Raw genomic sequence first — 23,193 nt, forward strand, 5'->3', positions numbered from 1 at the left:
TTTCGAAATCCGATTTCGCTTCTCGTAGTATTTCGCCGGGCTTATTACGATGTGCGGACTTTCACACAGTGATGACTGACGAGGACACCTCGACAGGCGGTGAGGCGACGTCCGAAGACCGGACGATCCTGCTCATCGGCAGTGGACCCATTCAGATCGGACAGGCGGCCGAGTTCGACTACTCCGGCGCGCAGGCCTGCCGGGCGCTCCAGGAGGAGGGGGCGCGAGTCGTCCTCGTCAACTCGAACCCCGCGACGATCATGACCGACCCGGAGATGGCCGACCGGGTCTACATCGAACCGATCACGCCGGAGGCGATCGGAGAGATCATCCGCGAGGAGAAGCCCGACGGCGTCATCGCCGGACTGGGCGGCCAGACCGGACTGAACGTCACGGCAGAACTGGCCGAACAGGGCATTCTCGAGGAGTACGACGTCGATATTATGGGGACCCCACTGGACACTATCTACGCCACCGAGGACCGCGACCTGTTCCGCCAGCGGATGGAGAAGATCGGCCAGCCGGTTCCGTCGTCGACGACGATTTCGCTCGACGACGGCGAGTCGGTCCAGCGAATGACTGAGGAGGGCCTCAGAGACCGCGTCGAGGACGCCGTCGACGCCGTCGGCGGCCTCCCCGTTATCTCCCGGACGACGTACACCCTCGGTGGCTCCGGATCGGGCGTCGTCCACGAGATGGACGAACTCGTTTCACGCGTCCGCAAGGGCCTCCGCCTCTCGCGCAACAGCGAGGTGCTCATCACCGAGTCCATCTCGGGATGGGTCGAACTGGAGTACGAGGTGATGCGCGACGCCGACGACTCCTGTATCATCATCTGCAACATGGAGAACATCGACCCGATGGGCATCCACACCGGCGAGTCCATCGTGGTCACGCCCTCGCAGGTCATCCCCGACGAGGGCCACCAGGAGATGCGTAACGCCGCGTTGGAGGTCATCCGCGAACTCGGGATTCAGGGCGGCTGTAACATCCAGTTCGCGTGGCACGACGACGGCACGCCCGGCGGCGAGTACCGCGTCGTCGAGGTGAATCCCCGCGTCTCGCGCTCCTCCGCGCTGGCGTCGAAGGCGACAGGCTACCCGATCGCCCGCGTGACGGCGAAGGTCGCGCTCGGCAAGCGGCTCCACGAGATCGAAAACGAGATCACCGGCGAGACGACCGCCGCCTTCGAGCCCGCGATCGACTACGTCGTCACGAAGATCCCGCGGTGGCCCAAGGACAAATTCGACGACGTCGACTTCACGCTCTCGACGGCGATGAAGTCGACGGGCGAGGCGATGGCCATCGGCCGGACGTTCGAGGAGTCGATGCTGAAGGCGATCCGCTCGACGGAGTACGAGCCCGCGACCGACGTCGAGTCGCTCTCCGACGACGAACTCGAGACGGAGTATCTCGCGCGTCCCACGCCGGACCGCACCTACGCCATCTTCGAGGCGTTCGACCGCGGGTACTCCGTCGACGACGTACAGGAGCTCACCGGCATCAAGGAGTGGTACCTCGAACGCTACCAGCGCGTCTCCCGTGCGATGGACGCCGCCCAGGAGGGCGACTTCACGACCGCCGCGACAGCGGGCGTGACGAACGCCGAGATCGCGACCGCGACGGGCGCGTCGGTCGGCGACGTCGAGACCGACGTCCCCGGACGCACGTACAAGCAGGTCGACACCTGCGCCGGCGAGTTCGCCGCGCAGACGCCGTATTACTACTCCTCGCGCAAGCCGGAGTTCTACACCGGCCCCTACGAGGGCGACGCCGCCGCGGGCGAACTCCGCGTCGACCGCGACGTCGAGAGCGTCGTCGTCGTCGGTGGCGGCCCGATCCGCATCGGCCAGGGCGTCGAGTTCGACTACTGCTCGGTCCACGCCGTGCAGGCGCTGCGGGAGATGGGCATCGACGCCCACGTCGTGAACAACAACCCCGAGACCGTCTCGACGGACTACGACACCTCCGACGGCCTGTTCTTCGAGCCCATCACCGCAGAAGAGGTCGCCGACGTGATCGAGGCCGCCGACGCCGACGGCGTGATGGTCCAGTTCGGCGGCCAGACCTCGGTCAACATCGGTCACCCGCTCAAATCCGAGATCGACCGCCGCGGCCTCGACTGCGAGGTCCTCGGGACGAGCGTCGACGCGATGGACCTCGCGGAGGACCGCGACCGCTTCAACCGCCTGATGGACGACCTCGGGATCCTCCAGCCGAAGGGCGGCTCCGCGACCAGCGAGTCCGAGGCGCTCGACCTCGCGAACGACCTCGGCTACCCGGTGCTCGTGCGCCCCTCCTACGTGCTGGGCGGCCGCGCGATGCAGGTCGTCCACTCCGACGCGGAGCTGAAAGAGTACATCGAGGAGGCCGTTCGCGTCTCCCCCGACAAGCCGATCCTCATCGATCAGTTCCTCGAAGACGCCATCGAACTCGACGTCGACGCCGTCTCCGACGGCGAGCGCGCGGTCATCGGCGGCGTGATGGAGCACGTCGAGAGCGCGGGCGTTCACTCGGGTGACTCCGCGTGTATGATCCCGCCGCGGTCGCTCGATGAGGACACCTTCGCCCGCGTCCGCGAGGTCACCGAAGACATCGCGACCGCGCTCGATACGGTCGGGCTGATGAACGTCCAGCTGGCCGTGAAAGACGGCGAGGTCTACGTGCTGGAGGCAAACCCACGCTCCTCGCGCACCGTCCCGTTCGTCTCGAAGGCGACCGGCGTCCCGATCGCGAAGCTCGCCGCGAAGGTGATGGCCGGGAAGACGCTCGACGAGCTCGACGCCGACGAGCAGATCCCCGAGGACATCAGCGTCAAGGAGGTCGTGCTGCCGTTCGACCGCCTGCCGGGATCGGACCCACGCCTCGGCCCGGAGATGAAGTCCACCGGCGAGGTGATGGGCACGGCGTCGACGTTCGGGAAGGCCTACGACAAAGCCCAGGACGCGACGGGCAAGTCGATCCCCGAGGCAGGAACCGCGTGGGTCGACCTCTCGGCCGAGGAGTTCCCCGAGCCCGACAGCGAGGACGGTCAGGCCCTCGAAGCCGGGTTCGACGTCCACTTCGACCTCGCGACGTTCGAGGACGACGAGGACCTCGTCTCGGCGATCCGCGCGGGCGAGATCGACCTCGTCGTCTCCAGGGACCGCGACGCCCTCGAGATCTGCGTCGAAGAGGAGATCACGTACTTCTCGACGACCGCCTCGGCGTTCGCGGCGCTGGAAGCGCTCGACGCGAAGGACGATCCGATCGACGTCGAAGCCGTCTCCGACCGCCCGCGCCGCGCGGCGTCGTGGGGCGCGCGCTCTGACGACTGAGCGCAGTTACTCACCCAAAGGGACTTTTCTGCGAACAATCGCGGATTGCTGAGGGTTATATACGAGAACGGGGCCAGAGCCCCCGTGATCTGACAAGCCACCCCGCGTCGGGCTGCGGTTGCGCGGCGCGTCGGCGCGGGGGGACAGCGCGCCGCCTGTTCGCCACCAGTGGGCTCGACGCGTCCCAACGAGACGAGAGTCGCTGTACGCGGACGCGTGCCATTCAAGTCCCGTCGGCCCCACGTCCCGGTAATGAAGCTCCGACAGAACATCCGCCACTTCGCGGCGAAGAAGGCGCTGACGATGCCGGTCGTCGGCGACATCGCGACGGACAAACTCGTCGACCTCCACGTTCGCGTCTTCGGCGAACGCGCCGACCCGCAGCGCCGCGACGAGCGCGAGATCCATATGGCGCGGTTCTTCGAGTGCACCTTCGACACGTACGTCCGCGCGCTCGAAGAGGGGTTCACCGAGGCCGAGGCCCGCGAGATCACGCACATCCAGGCTAACTTCGATTTCTACAACCACGGCTGGACGGAGATGATGGAGTTCCCTGTGAACGAACTAGAGGACCACTACGAGCGCTATGAGGCGTTCTTCGAGCGCTACGACATCGACATCGCGAACCCGCTCGGCGACTTCCGAACCCGGGAGATCCCCGACGCGCCGTCGACGCCGGAGAAACTGGACGATCCGGAACACCCGCACGCCGAGGGCGGCTTCGCCGACGACGTCTACGTCGAGGACGGCGAGGGCGAACTCCGCATCGGCGGGCAGGAGGAACCCGACGACGTGGACGTCGGGATCGCGCCGGGACTGCAGGACGTCGATAGCGAGGCCGACGGCGAGCGCGACGAGACCGAGGCCTGACTGGGTTGTCAGACCGACCGCTACGTCTCGAGGCCGAACTCGAATCCGCCCTCCTCGTCGCCTGATTCGACGTCCGACGCCGAGAGCGACGCGTCGATCCGGTCGGCGACCTCATAGCCCGCGACGACGCCGCCGTTGAGCGACCGCTCCGGGTACTGGGCCCCGGAGGCCATCCCGGCGTAGTAGACGCCCTCGCCGACCTCCGCTCCGAGGTCGTACGGCACGACGAGGTCGAGGTAGCCGCACTCGTAGATCGGCGCGGCGCGCGGGTTGCGAGCGATGCGGAACTGCGACACCGACGACCGGTCGAAGTCGGGAAACATCGACTCGATCTCGGCGAGCCACGCCTCTCGCACCTCGTCGTCGTCCATCCGCCACAGCGCTTCATCACTGTCTTGCACGTACGCAGCGACGTACAGCAGGTGGTCGCCGCCGTACCGCTCCCGCTCGATGAAGTTCGTGTGCTCGATGAGCGCGCCGAAGGGGGCGTCGTGAGCGACGTTCAGCCAGTAGGTGTCGAGAAGCGACTCGTCCATCGTGACGAGCCCGCAGATCGCGCCTTGGAAGTCGACGTCGCAGGCGTACCCCGTCAGCGACTCCAAGACGTTCGGCATCGTCGCCACGACCGCGGCGTCGACCTCGTGAGTTGCTGTACCTCCGTCGTCCACAGCGACCGTCAGCGACCGCACCCGACCGTCGTCGACCGAGAGGTCTGTCACGGGCGCGTTCGTCGAGATGTTCTCCCGGCCGACGGCGTCGACGAGCGCGTCGAGCAGGACGCCGAACCCGCCGTCGAAGTAGCCGAGGATCTCCCCGCGCAGAAGGTCGCGCTCGCCGCGGAACCGGACCCGCCCGAGGAACCACGCCGCGGAGACGTCGGCCTTCCGGTCGCCGTACTTCCCATCCAAAAGCGGGTCGACGAAGTTCTCGTAGACGCTCTCTGTGGTGTGTTCCTCGACGAACTCCCGCACCGTCACGTGTTCGTACTCCGAGAGGTCGTCGTACGCGTCGAGGTCGGGGACGACGCCGCGGACGTCGATTCCCTGCGTGAGCATCCCGAGCCGGAACTTGTCGTAGAGGCTCATGTGCGGGTACGCGAGGATCTCCCACGGCGTGTCCAGCGGGTGGACGACGCCGTCGACGTAGTAGCCGTTGGTGCCGACGCGCCACTCGATCCGATCGCCGAGGCCGAGTTCCTCTGTGAGTTCGACGATCGTCTCCTCCGATTTCGAGAGGTGGTGATAGAACTTCTCGATGTCGTCGCCGGGCGTCTCGTAGGTGGCTGCGAGCCCGCCGACCTGATCTGCGGCCTCGAACACCTGTACGTCGTGCCCGCGCTGTTGCAACCGATAGGCGGCCGCGAGTCCCGCGATCCCGCCGCCGACGACGCCGATCATACCCCCTCTACTCGACTGCGGGGAAAGTGCCTTCCGTTCAGTCTGTTCGGCCGCGATGCCCCGTCATCGACTGCGGTGCAGAGCCGTTTGGCGTTCGCTACCTTTTTACCCGCAGTTTGGCAACCGAACGCGTATGCAGACGGTCAGGGCACCTGCGACCAGCGCGAACCTCGGCAGCGGGTTCGACGTCTTCGGCGTCGCCCTCGACCGTCCCGCGGACGTGGTGCGCGTCGAGAAGGCCGAGCGGACCACCATCGAGATGACCGGTGTCGGCAGTCAGTACATCCCGGAGGACCCCGAGAAGAACGTCGTCGGCGCGGTCGCCGAGGCGCTCGACGCCCCGGCGCACATCCAGATCGACAAGGGCGTCCGCCCCTCCTCGGGGCTCGGCTCTTCGGCCGCCAGTTCCGCCGCGGCGGCCGTCGCGCTGAATGCGCTCTACGACCGCGGGCACACCCGCGAGGAACTCGTCCCGATCGCCGCGGAGGGCGAGGCCGTCGTCTCCGGCGAGGCGCACGCCGACAACGTCGCGCCGGCGCTCCTCGGGGGCTTCACCGTCGCCCGCGAGGGCGCCGTGACCGCCGTCGACGCGTCGATCCCGCTCGTCGCGTGCCTCCCGGAGATCGCCGTCTCGACCCGGGACGCCCGCCGCGTCGTCCCCGAGTCCGCGTCGATGGAGGACGTCGTCCACACCGTCGGCTCCGCGGCGACGCTCGCGGTCGGAATGTGCCGAAACGACCCCGAACTCGTCGGCGCCGGGATGGACGAACGCGTCGTCACGCCCGCGCGAGCGAAGCTCATCACCGGCTACGACGCCGTCCGGGAGGCCGCGCTGGACGCCGGCGCCACTGGCGTCACAGTCTCCGGCGCCGGACCGGCGATCCTCGCGCCGTGCCGCGAGTCGAACCGCCGGCACGTCGCCGCGGCGATGGTCGACGCGTTCGCCGAGGTCGACGTCGACTCGCGCGCGTATCAGACCCGCGTGAGCGAGGGTGCGACGCTGTATTGACCTCATCGACGACGTATGGACGCCGGCGACGCCGTAATGACGCCGGTGCCGGCGACGCCGTTGTTTGGGAGGGTCATCGACACCCGACACCGACGGCAGGACAGTAACAGAACCGCGTTAATCAGCCTCAGCGAAGGCGTCGACGGCGCTCCGAGTGCCGTGTCAACGACCGCCTAGACGCCGCGGCCCTGCAGCTTCTCCTCGTCCGGGAGGCTGACGTTGGCTTCGCCTTTCATCCCCTTGCCGAGGTTCGAGGCGATCTCCGCGAGCACGTCCGGATCGTCCCAGTTGTTGACGGCTTCGACGATCGCCTCGCCCATCGCCGGGGGGTTCTCCGCGCCGAAGATACCGGAGCCGACGAAGATGCCGTCGCACTCGTGGTGCATCATCAGCGCCGCGTCCGCGGGCGTGGCGATGCCGCCGGCGGCGAAGTTCACGACCGGGAGCCGGCCCATCTCGGCGGTCTCGTGGACGAGTTCCGCGGGGGCCTCGTTCTCGCGGGCCCACTCCTCGCGCTCCTCGTGGCTCTTGCCTTCGAGTTCGCGAATCGCGCCCTTGATCGTCCGCTGGTGGTGGACGGCTTGGTTCACGTCGCCGGTGCCCGCCTCGCCCTTCGTTCGGATCATCGCCGCGCCCTCGTCGATCCGGCGGAGCGCCTCGCCGAGGTTGCGCGCGCCGCAGACGAACGGCGCGGTGAAGTCGCGCTTGTCGATGTGGAAGCGGTCGTCCGCGGGCGTGAGCACCTCGCTCTCGTCGATCATATCGACGCCGACGGCCTCGAGGATCTGGGCCTCCTTCGTGTGACCGATGCGGGATTTCCCCATCACCGGGATCGAGACCGACTCGACGATTTCCGCGACGTCCGCGGGGTCGGCCATCCGCGCGACGCCGCCGCGCTTCCGGATGTCCGCGGGAACGGCTTCAAGCGCCATTACCGCGACAGCGCCGGCCTCCTCGGCGATCTTCGCCTGTTCGGCGTCGACGACGTCCATGATGACGCCGCCTTTCTGCATCTGTGCGAACCCGCGCTTGATGAGGTCGGTCCCGCGGCGGAGTTCGGACAGATCGGTCTCGTCAGACATACTACGCGGTTGCGTTCGGACGCACTTAAACGGTTTAGTCACGCCGCCGCACGGACGACGAGCGGGGCAGGCAGACGGCGGGGACGCGCCTCGGTGACCAAAACCGGCATCCATTTTTCACCGCGCTTCGACCGGAGGGTATGGCACCGTCTCGCGCTCGGCCGTCCGCCCTGCGCCGCCTCGCCTCGGGCGAGGGACTCCCCCAGTCCGACGGACTTCCGCGGTGGCTCGCGCCGCTGCCGACGTGGCTCGAAAACGTCGGCCTGCGGCTCGTCTGGCTCGTCGTCGCGATCAATCTGCTCGGAACCGCGTTCGGGTTCTGGTACTACGGCTTTCACCCGCTGCCGCTGTCGGATCCGCTCATCACGTGGCAGTTCGCGACCGAGCCGGTCGCGATGTGGCCGTTCGTCCCCGACAGCCCGATGGCGACGCTTTTCATCGCCGCGGCGTTCGCCGCGTGGAAACTGGGGCGGGCGAACGAGTACCTCACGGCGCTGGCCTTTTTCGGCTGCTGGAAGCTCGGCCTGTGGACGCCCTACGTCCTCACCGTCTTCGCCGACGCCTTCCTGTCGGTGACGTGGCTCCCGCTCTATGCGTTCCTGTTCGTGAGCCACCTCGCGATGGTCGTCCAGGCGTTCGTGCTGCATCGGATCTCCGACTTCCCGGTCCGCGCGGTCGCGGTCGCGCTCGCGTGGTACGGCCTCAACGACGTCGTCGACTACTTCGTTCCGATCGTCGGCGATCCCCATCACACGTCGCTCCCGCTCGCCGACGACGCCGTCGTCGCCGTCGGCGGCGGCTCGACGGTGCTCCAGCTCGCGGCCGCCGGCGCGGTCGCGCTCACGTTCCTCGCGACGTTCTTCGCGCTGGCGACGCGCGTGAAGAAGCTGGAGCGTCGGCTGGCGTAGGGTCTCGTCCCTCGGCTGGCGCGGACCCCCGACGAACGCTTTTCCACACGCCGCCCGTACGACGAGCCGATGAGCGACCTCTTCGACGCCGTCGCCGACCTCCCGCTCGCCGTCGAATCGACCGACCGAACGCGACGCGAGCGCGACACCTCGAGCGGCTTCGTCCGGACGACGACCACGTTTCACCTCACGGGCCCCGAGCGCGTCGAAGTGGGCGCGGCCGACGGGGCTCACCCCGACCGTGACGAGCAACACGTCGGCCGCGGCGAGGACGTCACCTACGACACCGAAGACCACGACGCGCTCGCGGAGGCGCCGGCGCTCGACCTCGCGGGCGAGTACACGTTCGCCTCGTTCTCGGCGCGCCTCGACGACGTCGATCTGTTCCCGACGAAGCCGCCGGAACGGGAGACGGCGCGCCACTACCGCCGCTGGGCGGTCGAATCGGCCGCCTTGGACCTCGCGCTTCGGCAGAACGACCTGTCGCTCGCGACGGCGCTCGGCCGCGAGCCCGAGCCCGTTCGGTTCGTCGTCTCGACGCGGCTCGGCGATCCGCCGACGACCGCGCGCGTGGCGTCGGTCCTCGACGCCTACCCCGGCACCGAGTTCAAACTCGATCCGACGCCGGCGTGGACCGACGAGGTCGTCGAGGCGGTGGCGGCGACGGACGCGGTCCGCATCCTCGACCTGAAGGGCCTCTATGAGGGGACCGAAGTCGACGCCGAACCGGACCCCGCCCTCTACGAGCGCCTGCTCTCGACGTTCCCCGAGGCCGTCTTCGAGGACCCGGCGCTGACCGCGGAGACGCGCCCGCTCTTCGACGGCGCTGAGGAGCGCGTCTCGTGGGACTATCCGATCACGGGAGTCGCGTCCGTCGAGGCGCTCCCCTTCGAGCCGTCGTGGCTGAATATCAAGCCCTCGCGGTTCGGGACGGTCGCGTCGCTCTTCGAGACGATCGAGTGGGCCGAGGAGCGGGACGTCTCGCTGTACGGCGGCGGGCAGTTCGAGCTCGGCGTGGGTCGCGAACACGTGCAGTTGCTCGCGTCGCTGTTCTATCCCGACGGACCGAACGACGTCGCGCCCGGCGGGTACAACGACCCCGACGTGAGTTCGGGACTGCCGACGAGCCCGCTGGACGCGCCAGAAAACGAGCTCGGGCTGTCGTGGATCTGACCCCGGGTCGCCCGCTGCGTCGCGGACGCGGATGCCGGCGGTTACCCCGGTAACGGGTCTATACTAACGGCGTACGGTGGGCGTACGTATCGGTATGGCAAAAGTACAGCCGGCCCCGTCCGACGGGGACTACGAGATTCGTCGCTACCGTCCCCGCGACCGCTCGGGATTCCTCGCGCTGTACGAGGACGTCTGGGGGCGTTCGAAGGGACAGGCGTGGTTCGACTGGCGGTTCGCCGACAACCCCTACGCGGACGGCGTCCAGATGGTCGTCGCCGAGGACCGGGGTACGATCGTCGGCGCCGAACCGCTGCTCCCGCTCCGGCTCGCCACGGACAGGGGACGCATCGACAGCTTCCAGCCCGTCGATTGGATCGTCCACCCCGATCACCGCCGCCGCGGGCTCTTCACGCGGATGACCGAGGAACTCCTCGCGGCGGCGGGCGAGCGGGCCGAACTCCTGTTCAACTTTCCGAACGACCCCCTCCGACCGGGCCTGCAGAAGTTCGATTGGGCCGAGCTACAGCGCCTCGCGACGAGGTACCGCGTGCAGGATCCCGCCCGGATCGTCCCCGACGACCGAGCGGAGCACTCGCCCGCCCTCTCGGCGATTGCGCGGGTCGGCTCGCCGGTCCTCGGGGCGTGGTTAGGGGCGCTCGACGCGACGGCGTCGCCCCCGGAGGCGATCACCGTCGACCGGGTGGACGGTGTCGCCGTCCGCGACGTCCGAACCGTCTACGAGGCGACGCGGCCCGCCTCGATCCACGTCCCCCGGGAGGAGGCGTTTCTCGAGTGGCGCTTTGCGAACCCGCGGTGGGAGACGAAAACGTACGTCGCCCGCCTCGGCGCCCGTCCGCTCGCGACGTGCATCGTGGCGACCGAACGTGTCGGCGACTCGCGCCTCGCCCGCGTGCTCGACGTCCAGCCGATGACGACCAGCGATCGACGGGCCCGCGCGTTCTCGGCCGCCCTCGCGACGCTCCTCCGGGACCACGCCGATACCGATCTGATCGAGGCGCCGGCGTCCCCGTTCCCCGGCGTGTTCCGGCGACACGGGTTCCTGAGCGACGCCGCCTTCCCGTTCGATCGCGTCGCGACGGCGACGACGCACGCCGTCCGCCCGCTGTCGGACGCGGTCGACGACGCGCTGGGCTGCGACGTGCGGGACCCCGAAAACTGGCTGTTGGCGCTCGGCGACCGCGACGTCGAGTAGCGGAACCGCCCGCTGGTCCTGCTCGGTCTCGCGACGGGCCGGGGATCGCCCACTCCGCCGGTGGCGGTCGCCGATACGAGACGAGAACCGCCTGTCTCAGGCCTCGTCGAAGCCGTCCTCGAACACGAACGTCCCGTTGCGCTGGACGACCTCGCCGTCGACCTCGATGACCGAGTCCTCGCTCATATCGACGATCATGTCGACGTGCTCGGCGCTCTCGTTGATCTCGTTCTCCTCGCCGACGGTGTCGGGATACGCCGATCCGACGGCCATGTGGACCGTATCGCCCATCTTCTCGTCGAAGAGCATATTGTACGTGAAGCGGTCGATCGCGCGGTTCATCCCGATGCCGAGCTCGCCGAGGTGGCGCGCGCCCTCGTCGGTCTCGAAGATGCCGTCGAGGACGTCCTCGTTCCGGCCGGCGCTGTAGGACTCGACGCGGCCGTCCTCGAACCGAACGCGGACGTCCTCGATCTCTCGGCCCTGCCGGTACAGCGGCATATCGAAGTAGACCTCGCCGTCGACTTCGTCTCGGACGGGCGCGGTGAACACCTCGCCGCCGGGGAGGTTGGCCTCGCCGAAGTCGTTGAGCGTCTCGTTGCCGGCGAGGCTCATCGTGACGTCTGTCTCCCCGCCCGAGCGGATGCGGACCTCGTCGGCGTCGTCGAGGATCTCGACCATCTGCGCCTGGTGCTCGCGTTGGGCGTCCCAATCGAGGCTCACTGCGTCCCAGACGAACCCCTCGTAGGCCTCGGTGCTCATCCCGGCGAGCTGGGCGTTGCCGGTGGTGGGATACTGCGTGAGACACCACGTCTTCGAGAGCCGCTCTTGGAGGACGGGCTTCATCGCGCGGCGGTAGGCGGCGTTGCGTTCGGGGTCGACGTCGGCCGTCTCCGTGGCGTTGACGTCGCCGCGGACGGCGACGTAGACGTCCATCTCCTCGTACATCGCGAGCAGGTGTTCGGGCGTCTCGAAGTCGCCGTCGCGGTTCCGGAGGAACGCCCGCGTCGCGCGCGAGTCGCTGTTCATCGACACGGGGTGGGCGCCGCGCTCGGCGCACTCCTCGTGGAGCGCGACGACGAGGTCCGACGCCGCGGCCGGCGCGCTGATCACGACCCGGTCGCCGGCTTCGATCCCGGTCGAGTGCTCGGCGACGATCCGTGCGTGTTCGCGGATTCGGGGGTCCATACGCGACGGTCGTCCGTGCGGACCAAACGCCTTTCGCACCGCAGCCGGAGCGTGCGAATTCGGTTCCGCTCACCCGTCGCGGCCGACACCGACGGGTAGACCCTTGATGTGTAGGCCCCCGAACTAAACGATGTCCCTCCAACTATCCAGTGTCGGATGCACCCCCTATATGAACAGACACAATCTCGACCGAGCGAGCGACGAGCCGGTGACTGATTCGTCCGCGGTCACACGGATGCGCGGTCCCGACGAAGAGCCCTCGTGGAGCGTCATCGAGGCCGTCGCGGAGGCGACCGGCACGGACCTCGCCCGTCTCAGGCCGCTGTACGACGTCATCGACCCCGACGCGCTGGACGCGATCTGCGACTCGGCCGGCCCGGAGCGCGGGTCGTCGAACGCCTGCGTCGCCTTCCGGTTCGAGGGCTGTGCGGTGTCCGTGTACGCCGACGGGCGGACGGTCGTCTCGCGCCCGTCGGTCGAGTGATCGCCCGCCGATCGAACCGCCCCCGCCAACACCGAACTACCGCCTGCCGTCGAACATCACGGCGAACAGCTTGCGCTCGGCCGTGTGGATGTGTTCGGAGAACGTCGCCGACGTGATGTCAAGCCGTTCTGCGACTTCCTCGCCCGTACACGTCCGCGGCCAGTCGTAGTACCCCGACTCGAAGGCCGTCTCGAGCACCTCGCGCTGTCTGTCGGTGAGATGCGCTCGGAGCAGCCGCTCAACCGCTGATCGGCCGGCGAACGACGAAATCGCTTCCAGCTCGCGCTTCGCGGTGAGCTCCGCGTCGGGATGGGCGTCCAGAAACGCGTCGACGACCGCCGCGGCGTCGTCGTTCGGCGGCACTTCGGCGACGATTCGCCCGTCTCCGTCGCTGCCCCGCACCGTCCGGGGGAGCGCCCCGAGTTCGGCGAGGCTGAGAGCCGGGCAGTCGTCCGCGACGAGGAACTCGAAGAGGCCGCTGTCGTCGCCCGCCGTGAGGAGCGTGATCTCGACGTCCCGGTTCTCGGCGTCGAGAGCGGCGATCCGAGCCGGCTCGACGCCCGTCACGGTGAAGAACTCCGCGTACCGCCCGTTCGACCGGGGGAGCATCTCCGCGAGCTCGAAGGTGCACCCCTCCCGTTCGGACACCTCGACGAACGGGTGCGACCCACCCCGGAGGGAGAACTCGATTTCGGTCGGCTCCGATCGGCCGCTTTGGCCGTTTTCGGACATCGCTCCGCGCGTACTACGGAGCCTTCGCGTAAGTATCTTGAGGGCTACCTGTCTCGTTCGCCCGCGGGGACCGCCGTCTCTACCCAGTTCTCCTCCGGCGGGAGCGGGCACTCGAACGCCTCGCTGAACGCGCAGAACGGCGTGTACGCGAGGTTGAAATCGAGGACCGCGGTGTCGCTGTTCCCGACCGCACCCTCGGGGTGAAATTCGAGGTACCGCCCGCCGCGGTAGGTCTCCTGCCCGGTCGTCTTGTCGCGGAACGGCACGAAGATCGGTTCCTCGTCGTCGTCCGGGCGCTGTCTGTAGCCGTGGAGCTCGTGGTTTCCGTCGTCGAGGTCGAACGAAAACGTGACGACGCGGACGTATCGGACCTCGTTGCCGGCGGTCGTCTCCATCGGCACCGGCTCGGGGTCGTCGTGAACCTCGAGAGTCGCCTCGACGCGGTAGGCCGGGTCTGGATCGAAGTACGACAGCCCGTCGAACGCCTCGCGCTCGCCCGGGGGAATCGGCGACTGCGGATGCGACCCGAAGAACTCGTCTTTCTCCTCGCGCTTGGCTCGGAGCTCTGCGACGTACGCGCCGGCGTCGTCGGGGTCGGTCTCTTCCTCGACGTCTGAATCGGTCATAGCGGAGTCACGGCCCCCATACCGTAACCTCTGACGGTTCGACGCGTCCGACTCGTCCGCCTACGGGCGGGAACGGAGGGATTACTCCTCGGCGGCCTCGGCGGCGCGGTAGCCGTGGCCGAGAACGAGCGTGAGGGCGTTCGCCGCGAGGAGCGCGCCGAAGACGAGCGTTTCGCCGCCTTCGAGGCCGCCGGCGAGGAGCGGGAGATACAGAAAGGGAAGCGTAACGGCGGCCCAGAACGCGACGAACCGCAACGGCGGTGCGAGGAACGCGAGGGGTGTCTGGAGGGCCTTCCGGGAGGCGGCGATCGTTTCGCGGGCGCTGTCGATTCGTTCGGTGCCGAACGGGCGGTGGGAGTTAGACATCAGTGGGCGGGCACCTCAGTCTCCCCTACCGGATCGAGGACCATATAGCCGCCAGAGCGTTGGCGTCGATTCAGTTGTGTTCACGCCGTCGGAGAGGCGGTAGCCCCTCGCTAATACGGTTTCAGATCGACGGATACTGTTTACCGACGCCGCTCATTCTTTGTCGTGCTGTCGGATGGGGTGACCCGACGCAGCGACCGTCCCGACCACGACGGGGGCCGAATTCGAGACGTGTTCGCACCCGTCGAAGCGGCGCTCGGTCCCGCGGCTTTTTGTGTTCTCGTGGTAAGTCCTCAACGTCTATGACAGACGACGACGTCCCGACGGCGCGGTCGGTCGACAGCAACCTCTTTCTCACCGTGTCGGGGCCACCGGGGTGTGGCGCGACGACGCTGTGTGAGGGGCTGTCGGCCGCGCTCGACTGCGGGTACGTCTCCGGCGGCGACATCTTTCGCGACCTCGCCGACGAACGCGACCTGTCGCTCTCACAGCTCATCGCGAAGACCGACGAGACCGACGAGATCGACCGCGCGCTCGATCGCCGCCTCCGAACGATCGCCGAGAAGTGGGGGGCATCGAGCAAGCCGTTCATCCTCGAATCGCGCCTCGCGGGGTGGCTGGCGGGCAACCGGGCGGACCTCCGGATCTGGCTCGACGCGCCCGAGGAGGTCCGCGTCGACCGGACCCGGGACCGAGAGGAGATGGAGGCCGAGATGCGCGTCCGCGAGGTCAGCGAGGCCGGGCGGTACAAATCGTATTACGGTATCGACGTCGCCGATCAGTCGTTCTACGACCTCTCGATAAACACCGCGCGGTGGAGCCCCGAGTCGACGCTCGAGATGGTCCTCACCGCGATCGAGGAGTACGATCCGGAAGTCGACGAGGGGGCCTTCCGCACGAAAGACGTCGAGCTGTGAATCGCTGATGGAGGCCAAGAAGCCCTCTCTCCCGGTGGGAGGCCAAGAAGCCTTTCTCGGCGGGCTCGGTGCCGTCACCACACGCGATTAGGGTCGCCGTAGCACCTGTTGGATGTGGGGGAGTTCCGCCCGGATCGCGCTGCGCTTCAAGAGCAGGAACCCCGCGAAGATGACGACGAAGCCGACGACGGTGTAGACGGTCGGGACCTCGCCGAGCGCGACCCAGCCGGTGATCGCCGCGAAGATCGGCGCGACGTACGAAACGAGGTTGATCTCGATCGCGCCGAGGCGATCCAGCAGGTCGAAGTAGATGAGGAATCCAAGCGCGCTCGCGACGACCGAGAGGTACGCGAGCGCGGCCACCGACTCGAGGTTCCACACCGCGTCGGCCGGCGATTCGCCCATCCCGAGACTGATCGCGTGCATGAGGAGCGCGCCGCCGACCATCGACCACGCCTCCATCGTCTCGATCGGTAGCTCGGCGTCGATCCGGCGGGTCAGCACCGACCCGAACGCGAACGCGGCGGCCGCGCCGAAGATCAGGAGCTTCGCGACGGCCCCGCCCTCGAGGAGGTTGTTCGGATCGGGGTTCGAGAGGATCGCGACGCCGACGAGGCCCACGAGCAACCCGGCGGTGCCGACGGTCGTGAGTCGCTCGGCGGGGAGCCAGACGCCGGCGAAGACGGTCGTCAGCACCGGGCTCAGGCTCACGAGCACGGCCGCCGCCGCTGAGGTGACGGCAGGGTCGGTCTCGCCGATGAAAAGCAGCGTGTGGTAGCCGGCGATCAGGAACACCGCGCCGACGCCGACGACCAGCCACTCCTCGCGCCCCCGCGGGACGGGACGGTCCGTCGCGTACGCGGCGTACGCGAGCATCAGCACGCCCGCGACGTCGTACCGCAGCGCGGCGAAGAGCACCGGCGGGATGTAGGCGAGTCCGGCCTTGATGGCCATGAACGCCGATCCCCACGCGGCCGCCAGCAGCGCGAACAGGAGGAGGTTTCGATACCGGGACACAGCGAAACTGCACCGGGGGCGTTCCTCAACGTTTCGTTTGGCTCTAGTCCCGATCTGGGTCCGCTAGGCAGTCGCTACGGCGATCGAGTCGACCGCCGCTCGTCGCGGATCGCGCGGACGACGTCCTGCCGGGCGACGATCCCGACGAGGGCGCCGTCGTCGACGACGGGCAGGCGGTTGATGTCGCGCTCCTCGTCGGCGAGGCGGTCGAGTATCTCATCCAGCGACGCGTCCGGCCCGACGGTCACGACGTCCGCGGTCATCACCTCGCTGATCGGTCGGTTGGTGTTCCGCAGGAGGTCGATCCCCAGATCGAGGTCGTCCCACGACACGTCGACGGCGTACGTGAGCGTCTCCAGAAACGGCGGGAAGCCGACCGGGATCCAGAGCGTCCGCTCTTTCGTCTGAAACAGGCCAACGAGGTCGTGCTGGGTCACGATACCGACCACGCTCCCCGCCTCGTCGACGACCGGGAAGCCGTTGAAATCGGCGCGGGCGAGCCGGCCGAGCACCTCGCTCACGTCGTCGTCGGGCGAGGCGGTCTCGACGTCGGTCGTCATCAGATCGCGGGCGGTCAGATCGGCAATCCGAGCCATATCGATCGCTTCGTCGGCTCGGGGTCTAACTGTTTGGGGTGCGCACCCGCCGTTATCCGGGATATATTTAAGAACGCCCGGGAGCAAGCTGGGGTATGGCCGCTCACGGCCGTCCGACCCTCCGTGACCTGTTCGACGACTCGCCGACGCCGCACATCGCGCACCCGCCGCGCACACACCACCGACACTTCTACGTCGCCACCGACGGGTCGTATCGACCGGACGGCGGCGGGCTCGGGGCCGTGATCGAGGCGCGGGACGGCACCCGAATCGCCCGCCTGTCGCTGCCCGACGCCGCGCCGGACAACAACGTCGCCGAGTACCGCGCGCTCCATCTCGGCCTCGACGTGCTCGCCGCGCGGGTCCCCGCGGACTCCCGCGTCGGCGTCCTCGTCGACCACGACGAGCTCGCGGCCGCGGTGAACGGCGAGGTGCTGGCCGGAAGCGGCGGCGACGACGGCTGGCGACCGGGCGGCCGCCGGCAGATCCCCCCCGGGAGCGAGTCGCACTGGCGGGGGATTCGCGCCCGAATCGCGGGCTTTGCGGAGCTCCGGGCGGCACAGATCGACGGCCGGGAGAACCCTGCGCACCCGCTCGCGAACGCGCCGGGCGAGTACGCCCACGTGAACCGGCGGACGGACCGTCGCGTGCGTCCCGGATCGCCCGACGCCGGCGCGTCGGACCGTGGCTCGGCCACGCCACCCGCTGACGCGGCCTCGGTACCCGCTGACGCGGCCGAGAGCGACGAGCCGCAGATCCCGCCGCCGTCGCGCTTCGAGGGCCGCGCGAGCGACTGATCCCGTCCTCGGGTGAAACGTCGCGGAAAAAAGCGTCGCTGAGTGGAACGTCGCCGGGAAAAAGTCGCCGCGTGGAACGTCGCCGTCTGTCCGTGCGGTCTACAGATAAGCAAGGCGAGTGCCTCGGGGCTTGACCCCGAGGCGGTTCACTCCTGAGCGTCGACGACGGCGACGCCCGCGAGGTTGACGATGTCTTTCACCTCGTCGCCGCGCTGGAGCACGTGGACGGGCTTGTCCATCCCGACGAGCATCGGGCCGATGGCCTCCGCGCCGCCGAGCCGCTGGAGGAGCTTGTAGCCGATGTTCCCCGATTCGAGGTTCGGGAACACTAACACGTTCGCGGGCTCTTCGAGCTGTGAGAACTCGTAGGTGCCGTTGAGGATGTCCTCGACGACGGCGGTGTCCGCCTGCATCTCGCCGTCGACCGGGAAGTCGACGTCCGCGTCGCCGTGGAGCGTCGAGACGGCGTCGCGGATCTTCCGCGTGCCCTCGTTGTCGACGCTCCCGAAGTTCGAGTACGACAGCATCGCCGCGCGCGGTTCGACGTTGAACCGTCGGGCGAGCTCCGCGGTGTGTTTCGTGATCTCCGCGAGCACGTCCGAGGAGGGGTCGAGGTTGACGGTCGTGTCGGCGGCGAAGATGACCCGGTTCTTGAACGTCAACATGTACACTCCGGCCGCGTAGTTGGCGTCGGGGGCAGTGCCGATGATCGAAAGCGGCGGGCGGAGCGCCGAGGGGTAGTGGTGGGTCAGCCCCGTGAGCATCGCGTCGGCGTCGCCCTCCTCGACCATCACGCTCGCGAAGTAGTTGCTGTCGCCGCGAACGAGCTCGTGCGCCTCGCGTTTCGTGACGCCCTCGCGCTGCCGAAGTTCGTAGAGGCGGTCGGCGTAACGGTCCCAGTCGCCGCTCCGGGGATCGACGATCTCCGGCTCGAAGTCCAGCCCGAGGTCGGCGGCCGTCTCCTCGATCGCGGGGGCGTTGCCGACGAGGACCGGCTCGGCGATCCCCTGCTCTCTCATCTGGTAGGCCGCGCGGATCATCTTCTCGTCGCCGCCCTCCGCGAGCGCGACCCGCTTGGGGTCGGATTTCGCCTTGTTGAGGACGACCCGCATCATCTCGCGGGACTTGCCGAGACGCGCTTCGAGGCGCTCCTCGTAGGCGTCCAGATCGACCTCGGTCCGGGCGCAGCCGGAGTCCATCGCCGCCTCGGCGACCGCGGGCGCGACCGTGAAGAGCACGCGGGGGTCGAGCGGCTTCGGGATGACGTAGTCGGGGCCGAACTGCAGCGGCTGGTCGCCGTAGGCCTTGACCACGGCGTCGGGGACGTCCTGCCGCGCGAGATCGGCGAGCGCCTTCGCGGCGGCGCGCTTCATCTCCTCGTTGATCTCGGTGGCGCGCACGTCGAGCGCCCCGCGGAAGATGAACGGGAACCCGAGGACGTTGTTCACCTGATTCGGGTAGTCAGAGCGGCCGGTGGCCATGATCACCGTGTCGTCGCGGGCGGCCTTCGCGTCCTCGTAGGTGATCTCGGGGTCGGGGTTCGCCATCGCGAAGACGATCGGGTCCTCGGCCATCGACGCGACCATCTCCGGGGCGACGATGCCCCCGACAGAGAGGCCGACGAACACGTCCGCGCCCGCCATCGCGTCCGCGAGCGTCTCGTCGTCGGTGTCCGCGGCGAACTCCGCTTTGAACTCGTTGAGGTCGTCGCGGTCGGTCCCGATGACGCCCGAGGAGTCACACATCACGATGTTCTCCCGCCGCACGCCAAGCGAGGTGTAGAACCGGGCGGTCGCGATCGCGGACGCGCCCGCGCCGGAGAAGACGACGTTCAGGGAGTCGAGATCCTTTCCGACGACGTCGGCGGCGTTCAGGAGCGCCGCGCCCGAGATGATCGCCGTCCCGTGTTGGTCGTCGTGGAAGACCGGGATGTCGACCTCCTCGCGCAGGCGCGACTCGACCTCGAAGCACTCCGGGGCTTTGATGTCTTCGAGGTTGATCCCGCCGAACGTCGGCTCCATTGCCCGCACGGTGTCGACGATGTCGCCGGGGTCGTCGAGATCGAGTTCGATGTCGAAGACGTCGATGTCGGCGAAGCGCTTGAACAGGACGCCCTTGCCCTCCATCACCGGTTTCGAGGCCTGCGCGCCGATGTCGCCGAGGCCGAGCACCGCGGTCCCGTTGGAGACGACCCCCACGAGGTTCCCCTTCGCGGTGTACTCGTAGGCGCGGGTGGGGTCCGCGTCGATGTCGCGGCAGGGCGCGGCGACGCCCGGCGAGTACGCGAGCGAGAGGTCCCGCTGGGTGTTCGTCGGCTTCGTCGTCGATATCTCGATCTTTCCCGGCGGCTCCTCGCGGTGATACGCTCTCGCGTCGTCGTCGAGTCCCATATCCGCGGCGACGGCACCGGCACAAAAAAAGCTATCTGTCGAATCGTAATTCGACAAATAACGAAAGACCGGGAAGGTCCGCCGCGACAGTGCGAGAGTCCGGGTACGCGAGAACGGACAACTGGCGAGGGCGATCGCGGATCGGCAACTGGCGAGAGCGATCGCGGATCGGCAACTGACGAGGGCGACCGAGGACGGACTAGGCGCCGCCGTCCCCGATCCAGAGCACGTCGTGACGGTCGACTTCGACCGCGCCGTCCGCCAGACACGACGCCACCGGTCGGCTGGGCCACTCACCCGTACGCGTCAGCACCTCGACGCCGTCTTCGGTGACGAGAACGGTGTCCTCGGATTTCGCCCCGCGAACCGTCGGGTTGTACGCGTATCCCAGCGGCGCCTGCACCGGTTCGTCGCTTTCCGGCGAGGCGAACCACTCCCGCCCCGCGAAGCCGGCGGCCCCGCCTTGGTGGTGCCGCTTCCACTCGTCGGGCTCGCCGAGCGCGTCGTAGGCGTCGGCGATCGCCCCGAAGACGTCGCCGGCGGTTCCGGACGACGGCTCGCCGGCGTCCGCCCCCGGTGCGCCGAGCGGCTCGCCGGCGGCCGCACGCGCCGTCGCATCGAGCGCGGTCGCCTCGACGCGCATCGCCGTCTCGTGGCGCGACGCGAGCCACTCGGGGGCGTCCTCGAACGCCACTGTTCGCGTCGCGCTGGCGTAGAGCCCGCCGCGCTCGGCGGTCACCGAGAGCAGCGCGTACGAGCCGAGTTCGCTCCGCGTCGGCGTTGCGTGCCGGAACCGCTGTGCGCGTTCGCTGCCGCCGACGAGCGTCACGGGCGCTTCGATCCCCCGCGTCGCGAGCGAGATGCGGAGCCCCGCGGCGACCTCGTGTTCGGTATCGCCGGGCTGGAGCTCGCGCGCGACCCGTTCGAGCGCGGCGGCGACCTCACGGCCCAACGCGCGGTAGCGCTCGACGTCTGTCGGGGAGAGCGGCCGCCGGAGCCGGCTCGCGTCGAGCGGGTCGAGCCCCGGCGCGTCGAAGTCGGCCGCGCCCGCGCCCTCGGTCGCGTCCGCGACGGCGGCCGCGAGCGAGGACTCGTACCACGGGACCGAGACGACCCCGAAGGCGTCGGGCAGTTCCTCGCGCGCGAGTCGCTCGGCCTCGACGTTGTCGGTGACGGCGACGAAGCCGTCCGCGCGGGTGAAGCCGGCGGCGGCGACGCCCACGTCCGCGTCGCGGTCGACGACGTTGCTCCCGGTCGTGAGCCACGCGAAGGAGTTGGGTCGACCGAACCAGACCGCGTCGAGCCCCTCGCTGTCGAGGAACTCCGCGAGTCGCTCGCGGCGGTGGCTGAGGTGGCGCTGCGTCGGATCCTCGACCGTCCCGCCCGTCTCGTCGCCGGGCGGTGGCGTCTCATCGACCATAACGGACGTTTCGCCGCGGGGAACGGAAACGTGTCGGATCCGCCCCGGCGGGAGCCAGCCGGCGGTGACGTCCTCGCGGTCGAGCGGCCGACGCGAGGCCGAGCGGCCGACGCGAGAACGAGCGATACGCCTCACCGGCGACCGGCCGTCGAAAGAGCGATTCAAGTAGCCGCGACCCCGACGTGCGCGTATGGACGCACGCCTCCGCCGACTCGTCGGCGTTTCGGCCGCGCTCACGGGCATCCTGATGGTGCTCGGGGTGTACACCGCGGCGACGGGTGCGGGACTGACCTGCGCGGGCCGCTGGCCCTTCTGCGACGGCTACCTCGGGCTGTTCCCGGCGAACTGGAGCAGTTTCGTCGAGTGGTTCCACCGCCTCGTCGCGATGATCACCGGGTTCGTCGTCCTCGGGACGACGGTTCTTGCGTGGCGCCGCGGCGCCGACAGACGGGTCCGTCGCTCTCTCGCGGTCGCGACCATCCTGCTCCCCTCACAGATCATCCTCGGCGCGCTCACGGTGGCGACCTATCAGTGGGCGGTCCTGCTCGCGCACTTCGGAACTGCCTCGATCATCTTCACTGGCGTCGCGCTGGCGGCCGCGTGGGCGTACGAGCCGACGGGAGCCAGTGGATCCGGCGCCGAGGACGCCGCCGACTCCGCCGGTCACGTTCGGTCGGCGCTCGGCGCCGCCGGCGTCCTCCTGCCGGTTCTCATCGTCTTGACGCCGCACGCCTTCGTCTCGTTCGGCCCCACGACGCAGGCGGTGTACTACTCCGTCGGTCTCGGCGTCTACGCCGCGCTCCTCGCGGTGACGGTGTGGTCGTCGCCGGCGTCGACGGGCGAGACGGGACGCCTCAGCACGGCCTCGCGGGTCCGCGGTCTGTCCGCCACCGCGGCGGCGATCGTCGTCTCCCTCCTCGTCGTCGGACGGCTGGTCTACGGCGGCACGCTCCAGTACGTCTCGCTTGGCGGGACACTCAGCGCGCTCGCGCTCGTCGCGGCCGCGTGGTACGCGCTCCGTCGGGGCGGTCGATCGACGGAGTCCCGCGGCGTCCCCGGCGGCGACTGACTACGTCCCGTCAGCGACAAAGCACTTAGCCCCTGCCCGTAGTTCTCGGTCATGACCAACGTCCCCGGGGTCGGCTTCGTCCTCCTCCTCGCAGCGGCCGCGTCGATAGTCGCCCTCCCCGCGCTCGCGGGGGCGAGCCTCCTCGTCACGAGCGCGCTCGATCGCGACCTCGCGTGGACGCTCCTCGGCGTCCACGCGGCCGCGATCCTCGGCGCCGTCGCCCTCGCCGTCGGCAGTTCCACCGGGCTCTTTCAAGACGCGCCGCTCGGGGCCGCGTTCGGCCTCCTCCGGTTCACGCTCGGCGTCCTCCTCGCCGGACTGCTCGTCGCCACCGTTGCCGAGGGAGTCCCGATCGGACTCGGCGCGCTTCTGACGGTGCTGTTCGTCGACGCTTCGCGTGAACGCGCGCTGTGGTACGCGACTGCGGGGTACGCGAGCGGCGGCGTCGGCGGGGCGCTCGCGGGCGTGCTCCTCACTGGGAGGGTGGAAGCCGCTGTCGCCGGCGCGTTGCTGGCGACGCCCGCCGCGCTCGGGAGCGCGTGTCTCGAAACGGCGGCGGCGCGGCTCCGCCGTCCCGAATCGGTTTCGTGACCGCCTCCTGTGGGTCCGACCGCTGTACACC

Annotated in this window: 22 protein-coding genes; 12 read left to right on the plus strand and 10 right to left on the minus strand. The window is 69.0% G+C overall.

The window, feature by feature from the left end; all coding sequences use genetic code 11:
* The first annotated feature begins 71 nt into the window (after positions 1 to 71).
* Positions 72 to 3,317 (plus strand): carbamoyl-phosphate synthase large subunit, encoded by a 3,246-nt coding sequence (gene carB, locus ACT3HL_RS02850; RefSeq protein ID WP_445085300.1) that lies wholly within the window; start codon positions 72 to 74, stop codon positions 3,315 to 3,317.
* A gap of 252 nt (positions 3,318 to 3,569) precedes the next feature.
* Positions 3,570 to 4,187: a DUF6149 family protein gene (locus tag ACT3HL_RS02855; protein ID WP_445085301.1), complete on the plus strand. Its 618-nt coding sequence runs from the start codon at positions 3,570 to 3,572 to the stop codon at positions 4,185 to 4,187.
* A gap of 20 nt (positions 4,188 to 4,207) precedes the next feature.
* On the opposite strand, the gene ACT3HL_RS02860 is transcribed toward ACT3HL_RS02855, so the two are convergent.
* The gene (locus ACT3HL_RS02860; protein WP_445085302.1) at positions 4,208 to 5,584 is read right to left on the minus strand and encodes an FAD-dependent oxidoreductase; all 1,377 of its coding nucleotides are present in this window, start codon (positions 5,582 to 5,584) and stop codon (positions 4,208 to 4,210) included.
* Positions 5,585 to 5,717: 133 nt separating this feature from the next.
* Between ACT3HL_RS02860 and ACT3HL_RS02865 the strand changes: the two genes are divergently transcribed.
* Both ACT3HL_RS02865 and ACT3HL_RS02870 read left to right on the plus strand, forming a co-directional pair.
* Entirely contained in the window at positions 5,718 to 6,593 is an 876-nt protein-coding gene (locus tag ACT3HL_RS02865) for a homoserine kinase (RefSeq protein ID WP_445085303.1), read from the plus strand.
* Between the two features lie 15 nt (positions 6,594 to 6,608).
* A complete protein-coding gene (locus ACT3HL_RS02870; RefSeq protein ID WP_445085304.1) occupies positions 6,609 to 6,770 on the plus strand; it encodes a hypothetical protein in 162 nt (53 codons plus the stop codon).
* Here the strand turns inward: ACT3HL_RS02870 and pdxS are convergent.
* Positions 6,767 to 7,675 (minus strand): pyridoxal 5'-phosphate synthase lyase subunit PdxS, encoded by a 909-nt coding sequence (pdxS, locus tag ACT3HL_RS02875; RefSeq protein WP_445085305.1) that lies wholly within the window; start codon positions 7,673 to 7,675, stop codon positions 6,767 to 6,769. The genes ACT3HL_RS02870 and pdxS overlap by 4 nt on opposite strands.
* Positions 7,676 to 7,815: 140 nt before the next feature.
* Here pdxS and ACT3HL_RS02880 point away from each other — a divergent pair, with 140 nt between their 5' ends.
* The 3 genes from ACT3HL_RS02880 (at position 7,816) to ACT3HL_RS02890 (ending at position 10,969) form a co-directional block, all read left to right on the plus strand.
* Complete coding sequence (locus ACT3HL_RS02880; protein ID WP_445085306.1) at positions 7,816 to 8,583, plus strand: DUF1405 domain-containing protein; 768 nt, start codon at positions 7,816 to 7,818, stop codon at positions 8,581 to 8,583.
* A 69-nt stretch (positions 8,584 to 8,652) separates the two neighbouring features.
* Positions 8,653 to 9,756, plus strand: a complete 1,104-nt coding sequence (locus ACT3HL_RS02885) for a hypothetical protein (RefSeq protein ID WP_445085307.1) — start codon at positions 8,653 to 8,655, stop codon at positions 9,754 to 9,756.
* Positions 9,757 to 9,850: 94 nt separating this feature from the next.
* Positions 9,851 to 10,969, plus strand: a complete 1,119-nt coding sequence (locus tag ACT3HL_RS02890; protein WP_445085308.1) for a GNAT family N-acetyltransferase — start codon at positions 9,851 to 9,853, stop codon at positions 10,967 to 10,969.
* 96 nt (positions 10,970 to 11,065) lie between these two features.
* On the opposite strand, the gene ACT3HL_RS02895 is transcribed toward ACT3HL_RS02890, so the two are convergent.
* Positions 11,066 to 12,157: an aminopeptidase gene (locus ACT3HL_RS02895; protein WP_445085309.1), complete on the minus strand. Its 1,092-nt coding sequence runs from the start codon at positions 12,155 to 12,157 to the stop codon at positions 11,066 to 11,068.
* Between the two features lie 169 nt (positions 12,158 to 12,326).
* Between ACT3HL_RS02895 and ACT3HL_RS02900 the strand changes: the two genes are divergently transcribed.
* The gene (locus tag ACT3HL_RS02900; protein WP_445085310.1) at positions 12,327 to 12,641 is read left to right on the plus strand and encodes a HalOD1 output domain-containing protein; all 315 of its coding nucleotides are present in this window, start codon (positions 12,327 to 12,329) and stop codon (positions 12,639 to 12,641) included.
* 36 nt (positions 12,642 to 12,677) lie between these two features.
* Here the strand turns inward: ACT3HL_RS02900 and ACT3HL_RS02905 are convergent, their stop codons facing one another.
* From ACT3HL_RS02905 to ACT3HL_RS02915, 3 genes are all read right to left on the minus strand, one after another.
* Positions 12,678 to 13,373: a bacterio-opsin activator domain-containing protein gene (locus tag ACT3HL_RS02905; RefSeq protein ID WP_445085311.1), complete on the minus strand. Its 696-nt coding sequence runs from the start codon at positions 13,371 to 13,373 to the stop codon at positions 12,678 to 12,680.
* A 44-nt stretch (positions 13,374 to 13,417) separates the two neighbouring features.
* Positions 13,418 to 13,999, minus strand: coding sequence for a DUF1684 domain-containing protein (locus ACT3HL_RS02910; RefSeq protein WP_445085312.1), 582 nt, complete (start codon positions 13,997 to 13,999; stop codon positions 13,418 to 13,420).
* Between the two features lie 81 nt (positions 14,000 to 14,080).
* A complete protein-coding gene (locus ACT3HL_RS02915; protein WP_445085313.1) occupies positions 14,081 to 14,365 on the minus strand; it encodes a hypothetical protein in 285 nt (94 codons plus the stop codon).
* A 302-nt stretch (positions 14,366 to 14,667) separates the two neighbouring features.
* Between ACT3HL_RS02915 and cmk the strand changes: the two genes are divergently transcribed.
* Entirely contained in the window at positions 14,668 to 15,282 is a 615-nt protein-coding gene (cmk, locus tag ACT3HL_RS02920; RefSeq protein WP_445085314.1) for a (d)CMP kinase, read from the plus strand.
* A gap of 87 nt (positions 15,283 to 15,369) precedes the next feature.
* On the opposite strand, the gene ACT3HL_RS02925 is transcribed toward cmk, so the two are convergent.
* Positions 15,370 to 16,299 (minus strand): EamA family transporter, encoded by a 930-nt coding sequence (locus ACT3HL_RS02925; RefSeq protein WP_445085315.1) that lies wholly within the window; start codon positions 16,297 to 16,299, stop codon positions 15,370 to 15,372.
* Between the two features lie 74 nt (positions 16,300 to 16,373).
* Positions 16,374 to 16,895: a CBS domain-containing protein gene (locus ACT3HL_RS02930; protein ID WP_445085316.1), complete on the minus strand. Its 522-nt coding sequence runs from the start codon at positions 16,893 to 16,895 to the stop codon at positions 16,374 to 16,376.
* A gap of 95 nt (positions 16,896 to 16,990) precedes the next feature.
* Between ACT3HL_RS02930 and ACT3HL_RS02935 the strand changes: the two genes are divergently transcribed.
* Positions 16,991 to 17,692: a ribonuclease HI gene (locus ACT3HL_RS02935; protein ID WP_445085317.1), complete on the plus strand. Its 702-nt coding sequence runs from the start codon at positions 16,991 to 16,993 to the stop codon at positions 17,690 to 17,692.
* 146 nt (positions 17,693 to 17,838) lie between these two features.
* Here the strand turns inward: ACT3HL_RS02935 and ACT3HL_RS02940 are convergent, their stop codons facing one another.
* Complete coding sequence (locus tag ACT3HL_RS02940; RefSeq protein WP_445085318.1) at positions 17,839 to 20,082, minus strand: phosphate acyltransferase; 2,244 nt, start codon at positions 20,080 to 20,082, stop codon at positions 17,839 to 17,841.
* 199 nt (positions 20,083 to 20,281) lie between these two features.
* Complete coding sequence (locus ACT3HL_RS02945) at positions 20,282 to 21,502, minus strand: M24 family metallopeptidase (RefSeq protein ID WP_445085319.1); 1,221 nt, start codon at positions 21,500 to 21,502, stop codon at positions 20,282 to 20,284.
* A 190-nt stretch (positions 21,503 to 21,692) separates the two neighbouring features.
* On the opposite strand from ACT3HL_RS02945, the gene ACT3HL_RS02950 reads away from it, so the two are divergent.
* Both ACT3HL_RS02950 and ACT3HL_RS02955 read left to right on the plus strand, forming a co-directional pair.
* A complete protein-coding gene (locus ACT3HL_RS02950) occupies positions 21,693 to 22,571 on the plus strand; it encodes a COX15/CtaA family protein (RefSeq protein WP_445085320.1) in 879 nt (292 codons plus the stop codon).
* A gap of 51 nt (positions 22,572 to 22,622) precedes the next feature.
* Positions 22,623 to 23,162 carry a hypothetical protein gene (locus ACT3HL_RS02955; RefSeq protein WP_445085321.1) on the plus strand — a complete coding sequence of 180 codons (540 nt, stop codon included), beginning with the start codon at positions 22,623 to 22,625 and terminating at the stop codon, positions 23,160 to 23,162.
* Positions 23,163 to 23,193: the final 31 nt, after the last annotated feature.

This window comes from Halobellus sp. GM3 (genome assembly GCF_052545375.1).

Coding starts and splice junctions, on each gene's coding strand:
- ACT3HL_RS02940 (WP_445085318.1), bottom strand. CDS start 20,082: ATGGGACTCGACGACGACGCGAGAGCGTATCACCGCGAGGAGCCGCCG.
- ACT3HL_RS02945 (WP_445085319.1), bottom strand. CDS start 21,502: ATGGTCGATGAGACGCCACCGCCCGGCGACGAGACGGGCGGGACGGTC.
- ACT3HL_RS02885 (WP_445085307.1), top strand. CDS start 8,653: ATGAGCGACCTCTTCGACGCCGTCGCCGACCTCCCGCTCGCCGTCGAA.
- ACT3HL_RS02915 (WP_445085313.1), bottom strand. CDS start 14,365: ATGTCTAACTCCCACCGCCCGTTCGGCACCGAACGAATCGACAGCGCC.
- ACT3HL_RS02870 (WP_445085304.1), top strand. CDS start 6,609: ATGGACGCCGGCGACGCCGTAATGACGCCGGTGCCGGCGACGCCGTTG.
- ACT3HL_RS02905 (WP_445085311.1), bottom strand. CDS start 13,373: ATGTCCGAAAACGGCCAAAGCGGCCGATCGGAGCCGACCGAAATCGAG.
- ACT3HL_RS02860 (WP_445085302.1), bottom strand. CDS start 5,584: ATGATCGGCGTCGTCGGCGGCGGGATCGCGGGACTCGCGGCCGCCTAT.
- ACT3HL_RS02900 (WP_445085310.1), top strand. CDS start 12,327: ATGAACAGACACAATCTCGACCGAGCGAGCGACGAGCCGGTGACTGAT.
- ACT3HL_RS02880 (WP_445085306.1), top strand. CDS start 7,816: ATGGCACCGTCTCGCGCTCGGCCGTCCGCCCTGCGCCGCCTCGCCTCG.
- ACT3HL_RS02955 (WP_445085321.1), top strand. CDS start 22,623: ATGACCAACGTCCCCGGGGTCGGCTTCGTCCTCCTCCTCGCAGCGGCC.
- ACT3HL_RS02865 (WP_445085303.1), top strand. CDS start 5,718: ATGCAGACGGTCAGGGCACCTGCGACCAGCGCGAACCTCGGCAGCGGG.
- ACT3HL_RS02950 (WP_445085320.1), top strand. CDS start 21,693: ATGGACGCACGCCTCCGCCGACTCGTCGGCGTTTCGGCCGCGCTCACG.
- ACT3HL_RS02930 (WP_445085316.1), bottom strand. CDS start 16,895: ATGGCTCGGATTGCCGATCTGACCGCCCGCGATCTGATGACGACCGAC.
- pdxS (WP_445085305.1), bottom strand. CDS start 7,675: ATGTCTGACGAGACCGATCTGTCCGAACTCCGCCGCGGGACCGACCTC.
- ACT3HL_RS02910 (WP_445085312.1), bottom strand. CDS start 13,999: ATGACCGATTCAGACGTCGAGGAAGAGACCGACCCCGACGACGCCGGC.
- carB (WP_445085300.1), top strand. CDS start 72: ATGACTGACGAGGACACCTCGACAGGCGGTGAGGCGACGTCCGAAGAC.
- ACT3HL_RS02855 (WP_445085301.1), top strand. CDS start 3,570: ATGAAGCTCCGACAGAACATCCGCCACTTCGCGGCGAAGAAGGCGCTG.
- cmk (WP_445085314.1), top strand. CDS start 14,668: ATGACAGACGACGACGTCCCGACGGCGCGGTCGGTCGACAGCAACCTC.
- ACT3HL_RS02895 (WP_445085309.1), bottom strand. CDS start 12,157: ATGGACCCCCGAATCCGCGAACACGCACGGATCGTCGCCGAGCACTCG.
- ACT3HL_RS02935 (WP_445085317.1), top strand. CDS start 16,991: ATGGCCGCTCACGGCCGTCCGACCCTCCGTGACCTGTTCGACGACTCG.
- ACT3HL_RS02890 (WP_445085308.1), top strand. CDS start 9,851: ATGGCAAAAGTACAGCCGGCCCCGTCCGACGGGGACTACGAGATTCGT.